The sequence below is a fragment of the Chitinophaga cymbidii genome, from assembly GCF_007992715.1.
In the GTDB taxonomy this organism is placed as follows: Bacteria; Bacteroidota; Bacteroidia; order Chitinophagales; family Chitinophagaceae; genus Chitinophaga; species Chitinophaga cymbidii.
Map to the genome: position 1 here is coordinate 605,315 of NZ_BKAU01000004.1, position 12,532 is coordinate 617,846.

10 protein-coding genes are annotated in these 12,532 nt (G+C 51.1%); 9 read left to right on the plus strand and 1 reads right to left on the minus strand.

Annotation, left to right across the window (positions count from 1 at the left end; translation table 11 throughout):
* Positions 1-56 precede the first annotated feature (56 nt).
* From CCY01nite_RS18670 to CCY01nite_RS18685, 4 genes are all read left to right on the plus strand, one after another.
* On the plus strand, positions 57-1,058 hold the full coding sequence (locus CCY01nite_RS18670) for a hypothetical protein (protein WP_146864969.1): 1,002 nt from the start codon (positions 57-59) through the stop codon (positions 1,056-1,058).
* Between the two features lie 10 nt (positions 1,059-1,068).
* Positions 1,069-2,103 (plus strand): hypothetical protein, encoded by a 1,035-nt coding sequence (locus CCY01nite_RS18675; protein ID WP_146864971.1) that lies wholly within the window; start codon positions 1,069-1,071, stop codon positions 2,101-2,103.
* 11 nt (positions 2,104-2,114) lie between these two features.
* On the plus strand, positions 2,115-3,059 hold the full coding sequence (locus tag CCY01nite_RS18680; protein WP_146864973.1) for a hypothetical protein: 945 nt from the start codon (positions 2,115-2,117) through the stop codon (positions 3,057-3,059).
* Positions 3,060-3,169: 110 nt separating this feature from the next.
* Positions 3,170-6,925 (plus strand): PA14 domain-containing protein, encoded by a 3,756-nt coding sequence (locus CCY01nite_RS18685; protein WP_146864975.1) that lies wholly within the window; start codon positions 3,170-3,172, stop codon positions 6,923-6,925.
* A gap of 50 nt (positions 6,926-6,975) precedes the next feature.
* Here the strand turns inward: CCY01nite_RS18685 and CCY01nite_RS18690 are convergent, their stop codons facing one another.
* A complete protein-coding gene (locus CCY01nite_RS18690; protein WP_146864977.1) occupies positions 6,976-8,043 on the minus strand; it encodes a hypothetical protein in 1,068 nt (355 codons plus the stop codon).
* Between the two features lie 158 nt (positions 8,044-8,201).
* Between CCY01nite_RS18690 and CCY01nite_RS18695 the strand changes: the two genes are divergently transcribed.
* The 5 genes from CCY01nite_RS18695 to CCY01nite_RS18715 are packed head-to-tail and all read left to right on the plus strand — an operon-like array spanning position 8,202 to position 12,479.
* Positions 8,202-8,825 (plus strand): sterol desaturase family protein, encoded by a 624-nt coding sequence (locus CCY01nite_RS18695; protein WP_146864979.1) that lies wholly within the window; start codon positions 8,202-8,204, stop codon positions 8,823-8,825.
* A gap of 1 nt (position 8,826) precedes the next feature.
* Positions 8,827-9,621 carry an SDR family NAD(P)-dependent oxidoreductase gene (locus CCY01nite_RS18700; protein WP_146864981.1) on the plus strand — a complete coding sequence of 265 codons (795 nt, stop codon included), beginning with the start codon at positions 8,827-8,829 and terminating at the stop codon, positions 9,619-9,621.
* Positions 9,614-10,609 carry an NAD-dependent epimerase/dehydratase family protein gene (locus tag CCY01nite_RS18705; RefSeq protein WP_146864983.1) on the plus strand — a complete coding sequence of 332 codons (996 nt, stop codon included), beginning with the start codon at positions 9,614-9,616 and terminating at the stop codon, positions 10,607-10,609. Before CCY01nite_RS18700 ends, CCY01nite_RS18705 begins: the two co-directional genes overlap by 8 nt.
* On the plus strand, positions 10,609-11,709 hold the full coding sequence (locus CCY01nite_RS18710) for a sensor histidine kinase (RefSeq protein WP_146864985.1): 1,101 nt from the start codon (positions 10,609-10,611) through the stop codon (positions 11,707-11,709). The genes CCY01nite_RS18705 and CCY01nite_RS18710 overlap by 1 nt, the downstream gene beginning before the upstream one ends.
* A complete protein-coding gene (locus CCY01nite_RS18715; RefSeq protein WP_146864987.1) occupies positions 11,706-12,479 on the plus strand; it encodes a LytR/AlgR family response regulator transcription factor in 774 nt (257 codons plus the stop codon). The genes CCY01nite_RS18710 and CCY01nite_RS18715 overlap by 4 nt, the downstream gene beginning before the upstream one ends.
* The last annotated feature ends 53 nt before the right edge of the window (positions 12,480-12,532 follow it).

Sequence of the window (12,532 nt, forward strand, 5' to 3'; positions counted from 1 at the left end):
GTAACAGCGATGTTTTTGTTTATTTTGGCGGCAGTTTTTAACAAACCCGATACCAGATGAGATCAACATTGCTGCTGCTGACCCTTGCCACCACGTTAGCTGTTTCCTGCAAAAAGAAAGATAAACCGAAACCCGATCCCCTTGAGCCGCCGGTGGCAGGCGAAACGGTGCGTACCCGCATCCGCTTGTCCGGAGACATTTTTTCGTCTGAATCGCCTTTGCCTAACGGGCGGAAGGTGAATGATGCGCCGCAGTATGCGAAGGAGTTGAGGGATAGCACGCTGTATGGAATCATGGTGAAAACCGGCCAGTATTTCAACACGACGATCTCACGAGGATTGTTTAACAATACTGATTCGATCGTCATTGACCTGCCCGTGGAAGGACAGTTCAGGATTATTGCTTATGCCTATAGAAGGGGAACCGGCTCAGGATTTTTCTATGAGTGGCAGGCAGGGGAGCAATATTTTGGCTGGCCTATTTATACAACTCTCAGGAACCGGATGGATACCAGCGGCCCGATCACGGAGCATTTTAACACAATCATGGATACCCTCAGCAGCTTTCAGCTTTTTGATCCGCTGGATTCAACGAAGACCATCCCGGCGAGGGAATACACCGAAGCAGATGTGTACCGCGGTGCGATAGATGTTACCGCTACCGGCGCCCCGACGATCATTGAGCTGCCCGTGAAAAGAATGGTCTTCGGTATTAAGTTCGACGCGGCAAACTTTTCCGAAGGCAAGCTCCATGCGGGATTTTCGGGTGGATATATGGCCGTGCAGCAAGTGACGCCGGAGAATATCAATGACAAATATTTCATTTATACCGCGGGCGATTTCAAATACGCCGATACATTACGTTGGCCTGTTACCGTAGTAATGTCATGGGAAAAGCCGGATGGCAGCACGGTGGCTTTGGGTGAGAAAGAGATCAAGTTCAAGCGGAATGTGCTGACTACGATCCATGTAACGATTCCTGGTACCAGCGGCGGAATTATCCTGGACCCCATCATTACCGAATCAGAATGGTCAGGTACGGAAACAGTTACATTTTAACAATCGAAGGATGACAGGATTCAAAAGTAAAAACTGTGTTTTCAACAAACCCAATACCCGGATGAGATCAACATTGCTGCTGCTGACCCTTGCCATCACGTTAGCCGTTTCCTGTAACAAGAAAGATAAGCCCGCCCCGAATCCGCCGGAACCACCGGTTACGGGCGAAACGGTAAGCACCCGCATCCGGTTGTCAGGAGATATTTTTTCGTCTGAATCGCCCTTACCAAATGGACGGAAGGCGGAGGATGCGCAGCAGTATGCGAAGGGGTTGAGGGATAGTACGTTGTATGGCGTGATCGTGAGTTTTGCAAACAGTTATGGCCGTTTTTCCTCTGGATTGTTTAATAATAGAGATTCCATAATGGTTGACCTGCCGGAGGGAGAATACGATATCAGCGTAATCGCTTTTAAGCGTGGTTCAGGGCCTGGTTTGTATTATGAATGGAAGGATGGGGTTCCTTATTATGGTGAACCTATTAATTCTTCGCTGACAAACAGCATGTACGGTCCTAACCGCATCCAGATGCGTGATTCCTTATACTCTATGCAGCTTTTTGATCCGCAGGATTCAACGAAATCCCTTCCGTTAAAATTCATTGCTGAAGTAGATGGTTACCATGGCAGAAAGGTAGTTGCTGTTAACGGAACTCCTTCGGTCGTTACGCTGGAAATGAAAAGAATGGCGTTTGGTGTACAGCTTAGTGCCGATAATTTTACGGAAGGTAAACTACATGCGGAATTTATCGGCAACGGTGCTATGCTCCCTAAAACTGTAACGCCGGAGAATATGGGTGGGCATTTCATTTATACTTTACACTCTTTTATCGGTCAGGAGGATACTTATAGCCGTTTACTGAATGTCAGGATAACCTGGGAAAAGGCGGATGGCACGATGGTGCCGTTGGGAGAGAAGCCGGTTTATTTCAAGCGGAACATTCTCACCACCATTCATGTAACGATTCCCGGCCCTGATGAAGGAACTATTCTGGACCCGGTCATCATCGAATCAGAGTGGGTTAAGATAGAAACAGAAGAATTTTAAATAATTGAAGGATGAAGAGATCACTGCTGCTGATATTGTTGGCGATAACTTGTTCAGTTTCCTGTCGGAAGGCCAAAGATGCTGCACCCGCTGCCGGTACGCCTTTTTCAACGATCAGGTTACGGTTGACGGGGGATATGCTCATTGCTGAATCTCCACTGCCTCATGGCCGTTGGGCAGGCAATATTTCCGGCAACGCGCGGGAATTGAGAGATAGCACATTATACGCGGTGATGGTTTACAGTGGAACACCGTATTCCCACACTGTCACCAGGGGATTATTTAATAACCCTGATTCGATAGTACTGGATTTACCTGCAAGCGGCCAGTTTACTATCACAGTGATCGCGGTGAAACGAGGGACAGGCACCGGGATATATTACACCTGGAAGGACGATATTCAATATTATGGTTCTCCTTTTTACAGTACGATAACTAACAGAATGGACGCCTCCCCAGGACATCCTATGACAGATTCAATGTATTATTTTGCTTTTGATCCGGAGGATTCCACCAGGCATTTACCCCAAAGCGGGACCCCGGAAATAGATGCATACAAAGGAGATACGGCGATCGATGCTTCGTTGCTGCCGGCATCAATTACGCTGGCTCTGAGAAGGAAGGCATTTGGGATGAGGTTCAGTGCTACCGGATTTAGCACCGGAAAACTGGTTGCCGAGTTTAGCAATACGTCCTTGCCGCCTAAGATCTTTACACCGGAAAATATAGGAAGCAAAGATTTTATTCACTCATATGATTTCGGAAATCACGGTTGGTTTTCATTGCCTGTCAAGATCAGCTGGATAAAACCTGCTGGTGATACCGTTGTCCTGAATGAAAAATCGGTGCTGTTCAAACGCAACGTCCTGAGGCACATCCACATAACCATCCCCGAAACCGGCCGCACCAGCTCCGGCAACGCCGTACTGAGCTATTCCGAAGAGCCCCTCCGATAAAATTGCAATCATAGCATACCAATTTGAAATCCTGGCATCAGCGCCGGGATTTCTGTTTTTCTACATTTGCCCCGATACAAAAAATTGTTTACCCAATTTAAAATTACCCTATGGACCAAAATCAGGGAAGGGCCTTCCCGCGTTGCGCCCTTATCTTAACAGCACTCGTATTATTATTCACCGGAGCGGCAAAAGCCATGATCCGGGATTCCCTGCCCAATCCCGCGGTCAGCTTTTCCTTCACCCTCGGCAGCACGCTCCGCACCAGCGCCGGCGTATACACGGAAGACAGTGTGCTGGTCAAAACCCTCTGGAGCGGCATTACCTATTCCTCCGGCACGCATACCGCCACCTGGGACGGTACTACCGACGAAGGAACGCTGGCGGCTGACGGAAATTACAAAGTGCGGGTGCTCAGCAACAACGTGCAATACGCATGGGAGGGCACCATCGGCAATAACTCCGATGCGGACACCGGCGCTTCCGTGCAGGGCGGATACGCGCCGATCATCACCATGGCCGTCGCCGGGCAGTACGCCTACATTGCCAAGGGCTATTCTGAAGGCACGCCCAGCCAGGTCAAGTTCAACCTGAACACGCCACGCGCCGGGATTCAGATTCAGCCGCCTGGTGAGAACACCGGCCAGCAGACCACCTTCGTGGCCAGCGACAGCACCAATGTGTACTGGGCGGGTAATGATCCGTTCAACAAGACGCTGTATTTCATCTTCGCTACAAGAACGAGCGACGACCAGGAAGTGACCTTCCCGGTATACGGAAGCCCCGTAGACGCCGCACGCGGAAAGCTGTACAAAAGCTGCATCGACACGGTGAAAAATGAAAATTCCATCATCACCGGCATGGCGGTGCAGCCCACCGGTAAGTTCCTCTTCGTTTCGCACGGTCAGCTGAATGCCCTGCATGTATTGGATAAAACCACCGGTCAGCTGCTGCAAACGCTTTCCTACACCGCGCCGGGCGTACTCGCCACCGATACGGCCAATCATCTCTGGATGGCACATACTTCCGGCGGCAGCGGAACGATCGAACAATTTTCCGTGGACACGAGCGGCATCCTCACGTCTACCGGCGTTACCGTCTCCGGCGTTATCAAACCGCTCGCACTTGGCGTTTCGCCCGACAACCAGCTGATCGTGGCGGCGGACGGTGATTCCACCAGCCAGCAGCTGAAAGCCTACAGCAACCTTACCGGCGCCGCCAGCTGGACGTACGGCCTCGCGGGCGGTTACGTGAACGGTCCGGATGTTACGAACGACAAGTTTTATTTCCGGGACGTACGCAGTACCATGAATACTTTCATCGCTTTTGAGGCCGATGGCTCTTTCTGGGTGGGAGATCCCGGAAACTGCCGCGTACAGCATTATGCGGCCGACCGGACTTTCATCGACAACATCCTGTACCAGCCCAATTTCTATAGCTGCTTTGTGGATTACAATAATCCCACGCGCGTATTCGGCGCGTTCCGGGAATACGAGATCGACTACAGCAAACCGCTCGCCCGGAACAACGGTTCCTGGAAGCTGGTGAAAAACTGGGGATACAATGTGCCCGCGGCCTATGCAAATCAATACAACATCCTGCGGAACGTGAACACCCTGAGCAATGGCCGCACCTACGCCCTGTTGCGCAAATTGGGCACTACGAAATGGGAGGTGGTGGAGCTTCCGGCTTCCGGCAATCTGCGGTTTACCAATACGCTGGTGGAGGTGGATAATACCCATCTTTATCCTGATGGATCGTTGCGGAAAGTGACCCGCCTTTTCCTGAACCAGCCTACAGTATGGTCTAAACGCGAACTGACGGGATTTGATGGCGCCAACAACCCGCAATGGGGGGCATTTACAACGGTCGCCAAAACGCAACCCGCCACCGCGTCCGACCCCGGCTATTGGGGAGATGCAAACAGATTAAGACCCGGTGAGGTGACCTCCTCCGGCATCGTGCTCTCTTTCGATGGCGCCGGCGCGCATGCGGGGTTTGACAATTATCACCTCGGCGGCGTCAGGGTGGGAGACAGCACCTGGCTGTGGCGTGTGGCGCCCAGCACAACAAAAGATTACAATGGCCCGTTCCCGCCGGACGGAGCTTATGACATCGGCAACGGTGTACAGTATTCCGGCGTTTCCGCCATGGCGGTAGACCGACATATCTTTTGGGGATATCACGGCGAATTCTGGAAAAACAGCCAGACCAACAAATGGAACCACGTGTATGACGATGGCCTTTTCGTAGGGCAATTCGGGATCACAGGCCCGGAAGTTGCCGGGAAACTGGCTCCCGCGGAAATGGCGGGCAATGCCTTCAGTGCCAACATGATCCGGATGGGCGACACGGCTTACCTCTATCACAATGATGAGGGGCTGAAGCTCAGCGGCGGCATCCACCGCTGGCGGGTGACGGGGCTGAGCACCGTGCAGGAACAGGAAGTACCCGTCAGCTTTTCCATGACGGGCAATGGCCTGTTGGCATCCTACTACAACGGCACCGATCTCAACAACATGCGGCTGGCAAAGCACCGCATCGACAGCACCGTGCATATGGACCTGGCAGATACGGACCTCGCCGATACCACCGATTTCTCCGTGAGCTGGACGGGCTACATCGTGCCGCAGTACTCTGAATTATACACCTTGTACGCCAATGCCAATAAAAGAGTACGGTTATGGGTAAACGACAAAATGCTGATCGATACCACTGGTCCCGGTGAGTTTAAAGATAGCCTGATCCTCGCGGCAGGACAGCGTTATCCCGTACGCCTGGAAATCATGCAGGACGGCGGCGGTGCGGTTGCCTCGCTGTTATGGAGCAGCAGCAGCCAGCCAAAAGCGGAAGTGCCTTACAGCAGGCTATACCCGGCTCCGGCGCCTGATTATTCTGGCGGTTACGACCTGCTGGAAAATCTGCCGTTCAGGAGTATTATGGAGGATAGCATGTATGGGTGGAGGAGAGATCCGGTTCCGGAAGACTACACAGACCAATACACGAAATACTGGTCTGTAAAGACCAATATCAAGACATATGCAACGAAGGACCGCGATGTGTATATCCGGTTCCGGTCCAAAATAGCGAATACCGTCGCGACGGTTGACCGTGACCTCGGAGAGGTCAGCAGCGCCGCGTGGGAATTGTCCGGCGACCTGAATTATGAACGGAACTATCCGAATGAAGATTCGCTTAAACTGGGCCCGGATGGTAACGGCGGCAGCTTCATGGAAGTGCTGGACGATCAGGGCAGGGTGATCGTACGTTTCTTCTGGAACATGAAATACAGGTCCAAAGACACGCGCCTGTACGCCAACAACAAGATCATCATCAATGGTCATAATGATGTGATGAAGCCGATTTATTCCGTGGCGCAACCGTTCAGCATCAACATGTCCGGCGACAGCGCAACGGTTACCTACGCTGATTTCCCACCCGTGACCGTTGCCGCGCTGGACACGGCCGCGCATACGGACAAGCCCGCAAAAGTGCGGTTCTATTGCTGGTATAAAAGCTGGAACTCCGACCGCATCATTGATATCAGTCGCCTGAAATTCGCGCTCGGCACCCCAATGCCGCTGCTGATGAGGAACAGCAATTCAGAGCAGCTGAAGGAACCTTTGCAGCCGCAACCGCCGGTATTCAAAGTGTTCCCGAATCCCGTGAACGGCGCCACCTTCTATATCCGTTTCACAGACCCGGTGACGAAGGATGTACGTGTAAGGATCACCGATATGTCCGGTAAAACGGTGTTTTACAAACGCATCAGCGGGAGTGTTGTGGAACTGGACAGGAAGCTGCCTGCGGGAGTGTATATCGTGACGGTGAATGAGAAACATTCATCGAAGTTGATGGTATATTGAGGTACTAAATGACAAGGAGGGGCACTGCAAAAACAGGATAGCCCCTCCTTTTATTTAGACCGGTTTTCCAGCGATTTGATCCTTTCTTTTAATTGTTGCATGTCCTCATTCATCTGGATGATGTACAACATTTGTTCTTCAACTTTTTGCACAAGCCTTCTGTTTATTTCACCCAGATCGATGCCCTCTCTTTCTACTTCCGATGCTGCAGGCATATCCGGGAGATGTTTATTTTTCCTGATGTATTGGTTGACTTCTTCCAATGATGGCAGTGTAAATTTTTCATCGAAAACATAATCAGGCCAGTTACTATAGGATTTGACTTTCACTTTTGTAAAAATCCCGCTGCCATTAACGGCAAGCCTGTAGCCCTTGGTGTCAGAAGTTCCGATGCCGACCGATCCATCGGCCTTTACCATCAGGAGGTTTTTGCCCACCGTATTGACAGCAAAGATATTATTGTTAGCCGGTCTCGTTCCCGTTTTAGTCCTTCCATCAACCATTACAGCCGCATAGCTAGTGTCAGATCCCACTGGAACAAAGTCATCCGCCTCTCCAATGAGATATAGCCCCGAAGGCTTTCCGGGCACATAGGCTCTTCCCATAATAGTGGGAATAAAATAGCCGGAAGCAGAGGTTCCGTTTTGGATATTCAGATAGCCATCGGAGGTCGGTATGTTCGATTGGGTAAATTTTCCGATAACAGCACCCTGTACGCCATTAACATGTAGTTTTGAGGTAGGCGCAGCGGTTCCTATTCCGACATAACTATTTGACCGCTGAATGGTAAATGCTGAGTACAGATAGTTTCCGGTATTATTATACCCCCATATGGTGAAATCTGAGCCGCTGTTTCCGGTGCCTTCCACACCAAAAAGACCGATGTTCCAACGGAGGCCTGTAGGGGTGCTATCCGTAGATAGCAGGCTAATATGTCCTATGCCGGCAGCACTGGAGCCTGCGGTTGTACGAAACCTGGTGGCGCGGCCTTCCCCGAAAATTCTAAAGTTGGCAGGCTGTACTGTATCCAGTTGGTTATTAATATACGATTGCGCATCAGCAGCATGTATGCACAACAAAAGTGGAATGAAAATGAGGCAAAGGAATTTGATTTTCATGTTATTTGACTTATTGGTTTAGGGAGATGTGGGTTATCTGAGCAAATTACATTTTTGTTGAATGCATTTTTCATCCTTTTTTTACAACTCAACCCCCAAATCCTGCAACTCAACGGAAATTTCGCGGAATCCCACCCGCATATGCCAATATTGCAGGCATGAAACCGGAAAAAATCCATAACAAGGGGCAGGCCTCGCTTTTCAGGAGCAAATTCCTGGAAGTGCTGACCAAAACACACCCGCTGGTGATCTTCTGTATCTATCTGCCCCTTATCGGGTATATGCTTTATTTCAGCTACACAGCGTTGCATTTTTCGTTGCTGCGTATACTGCTGACATTTTTCGGGGCGGTGCTGTTCTGGAGCTTTTTTGAATACATCGCTCACCGCTACCTTTTCCACTGGGTGAGCGAACGTCCGTCCATCCGCCGTTTTACATATGTGCTGCATGGCAATCATCATGAGTTTCCGCGGGACAAACAGCGGCTCTTCATGCCGCCGGTGCCGAGCATTATCATTGCAGCGGTGCTGTTCAGTCTGTTCTATTTGCTGATGGGCGATCACGCTTTTGTCTTTTTTCCGGGATTCATTACCGGCTACCTCGCTTACGGCAGCATGCATTACGCTATTCATGCCTGGGCGCCACCGTTCAAATGGATGAAGCCGCTGTGGCGCAATCATCATCTGCATCATTATAAGGATGAAGAACGCGGTTTCGGCGTCAGCTCTACGTTGTGGGATCTTGTTTTTGGAACGATGTTCAAATCCCGGGAGGGGAAATAATATGCATACAGCAACTTATACACTGATCACCGGCGCCAGCTCCGGGCTGGGAAAGGAGTTTGCGATCCAGTGCGCCGCGCTTGGCAGGAACCTGATCCTGATCGCCCTGCCGGGCGGCAACTGTGCGTCCATTGCGCGGAACCTCGCGGCGGAATTCGGCATCAAAGCGGAAGTATTCGAATTTGATCTGACGGACAGCCTGGCACTGCAATCACATGTGGAGCACATCATGACGCACTTTAACGTGGACTTTCTCATCAATAACGCCGGTATGGGCGGCACTTCCGCCATCATGGATACTTCATTGGAGCGCATCGACCAGATCATCCAGCTGAACGTGCGGAGCACGGCATTGATCACCCGCCTGCTGATCCCGCACCTGCTGAAAAATCCGAAGAGCTATATCATGAACATTTCCAGCATGGCGGCTTTCACGCCTATCGCTTACAAAACGGTATATCCCGCATCCAAAGCCTTTATATCCTCCTTTTCACTGGGCCTCCGCGAGGAATTCGCCGGCACGGGCCTTTCCGTCAGCGTGGTATATCCCGGTCCCATTATGACCAATTCCAACACCACCCGGCGCATCATCAGTCAGGGCCTCAAAGGCAAGATGGGCCTGCTGTCTACCCCCGAGCTGGCAGCCATCGCACTGCGGAGAACATTGCTGCATGATCCGGTGATCATTCCCGGGCTGATGAACAGGATCAACCATTTACTGATGAACCTGTTACCTTTGGGTATGAAGCTCAGGATCGTATCCCGGGAAGTCAAAAAAGAAATACAATATGCCTGAACGCAATAAAGTGCTGGTGACCGGCGGCAACGGATTTCTCGGCTCCAACCTCACCCGCGAATTGTACCGCCTTGGCTACGACGTGCGGGTGTTGATCCGCCCCAATGCGGACATCAAAGGCATTGCGGACATTCCCTGCGAGATCTTCCGCGGGCATATCGACCGGGAAGAAGATGTATTGCAGGCCGTAGACGGATGCCGCCTCGTGATCCATGCCGCTTCTGTCACGGAGCAGTGGGCCATTGCCTACGAAGAATACGAGCGGGTCAACTTCACCGGCACGCAGCACATCGTAAACGCCTGCCTCGCTTACGGCGTGGAGCGGCTGGTGCATGTGAGCACCGCCAACACCATCGGGCCGGGCAGTAAAGAGAAGCCGGGAACGGAGCTGAACGGGTTTACGCTGTTCCATGCCAATTCGGGTTACATCAATACCAAATACCTCGCGCAGCAATATGTGCTGGAGCAGGTGGAGCGCAGGCAGCTGCCGGCCGTGATCGTCAATCCCACTTTCATGATCGGGCCGAATGATGTAAAGCCCAGCTCGGGCAAGCTGCTGCTGTACGGGCTGCACAAAAAAATCCTGTTTTATCCGCCGGGCGGAAAAAATTTCGTTTATATTCATGATGTGTGCCAGGGCATTATCAACGCCCTGCACAAAGGCGAAACGGGGAATTGCTACCTGCTGGCAGGGCAGAACCTCAGCTACCAGGAGTTCTTCGGGCTGGTGGACAGACTGGAAAACAGGCCGCGATGGCTGATCCGCATTCCGGGATTCTTGCTGAAGCTGGCCGGCTTTGCCGGCGGGATCAGGAAATGGGTGACGGGATCGCCGGGAAAACTGAACCCCTCTACCGCTTACATGCTTTGCCTGGACAACTATTACTCCGGCAGGAAAGCGGAAACGGAATTGTCCATCTGCTACACCCCCGCCGAGGAGGCGGTACGCAAGGCATTGCAATGGTTTAAAGAGCATAATTATTATTGATGAACGAAGAACAAGCAAGCGCGGAAAGCAACGAATTCCTGATAAAGTTACCCGAGAGCCGCTGGTTCCGTTACTTGTCCAGGATACTCATTCTGTACATTTTCAGTTTGATCTTCAAGTCCTTCGACCTTTCATTTATCAACGACGTAGGCAATTACACTTTCCGTTCGCACATTTTCAGCCTTTATTTCGTGCTGCTGGGCCTGCTGGTCTGGGAAGGCGCCACCTGGCTGACGCGCATTGTGGAAAAGATATCCGCGCATGCCAGCGTATTTGTCCGTTTGCTCATCATCTGCTGCGTGCTGCTGGTGTACGGCGCATTCACCGCATTTCTATTTGCTTTCGTATACTCGGTCACCGATATCTGGCTGTATAATGAATACGAAGCCTGGAAGCATTTTACAGCGTTTAGCTATGATATGATATTCGGCATCTTCATGTTTTACATCATCGCCGTATGTTTCAACGGCATCATCCTGTATTACAAAAGATGGAAGGAATACCAGGTGCAGACGGAAAGGCTGATGCGGGAAAACATACAGGCAAAATATGATGCGCTCCGCAACCAGATAGAGCCGCATTTTTTCTTTAATTCGCTGAGCGTGCTCACCAACCTCGTTTACAAAAGCGCGGACCTTTCAGCGGAATATATCACGCAGCTCGCCAAGATCTATCGGTATATCCTCGACAAGAAATTCGAGAACCTGGTGAGCATACAAACGGAGCTGGACTTCCTGGAATCCTACCTTTTTCTTATCAGCATCCGCCATCAGAACAGCATCGTCTTTTCCGAAGAGATAGAAGAGAAGGTGAAGGAAAAAGGCATGATCCCGCCGGCCACGCTGCAAATGCTGGTAGAGAACGCCATCAAGCACAACCGCTTTTCTTCGAATGACCCATTAAAGATCACCATAAAAAGTGAAGACGGGTTCCTGCTGATCTCCAATCCGCTGAAAACAAAGGCCCTCCGTGAAATGTCGCCGGGCATAGGGCTGGACAATATCCGTAAACGTTATGAGCTGGCCAGCAACAGCTCCATTGAAATACTGGAATCCGTTGATTATTTTATCGTAAAAATACCGATCATCACTGCGCCATGAGGATTGCAATTTTTGAAGACGAGATACATAACTGCGAGCGGCTGGTCAGGCTGCTGAAGCAATGTGATATGGACATTGAAGTGACCGCTGTTATCAGTTCGGTGGCGGACGGCATCAAATGGTTGAAGGAACAGCATACGGCAGACCTCATCCTGATGGACATCCAGCTGTCAGACGGCAATTGTTTTGAATTGTTCGACCAGGCAAAGATCACCACGCCGGTCATCTTCACAACGGCTTATGACAACTTCGCGCTGCAGGCTTTCAAAGTGAACAGCATCGATTATCTGCTGAAGCCCATCGAGCTGAAAGAGCTGCGCCGGGCGCTGAACAAATACGAACAATTCCGCCCGGTACCCGCTACGCCGGGCATTGACATCTCCCGGATCGCGGACGAGTTCCTGCGCCGCAACAGCACCCGTTTCATCGGTAAGATCAATAACCAGCTCGTATACGTAAAAGCGCGCGACATTGCGTACCTGCAGTTCGTAAAAGGCATTACCTACGCTACCACCACCGCCAACCAGCGCATCCCCCTGGATTACTCTTTAGACCAGATCGAGCGGCTGCTCGACAAAAACCTCTTCTTCCGCATCAACCGCCAGTTCATTATTCAACTGGACGCGATCCGCAAGATCACCACGTACTACAACAGCCGGCTGATCCTTCAGTTGCAGCCCGCGATCGAAGGCGATGTGATCATCAGCCGGGAGCGGGTGGGGGATTTCAAGAGCTGGCTGGAGGGGAAGGATTATGAAAGTCGTACATAAAAATGTGAAATTTTACATAAAGTCGTACATAAAAATGTGATATACTTCAAAAA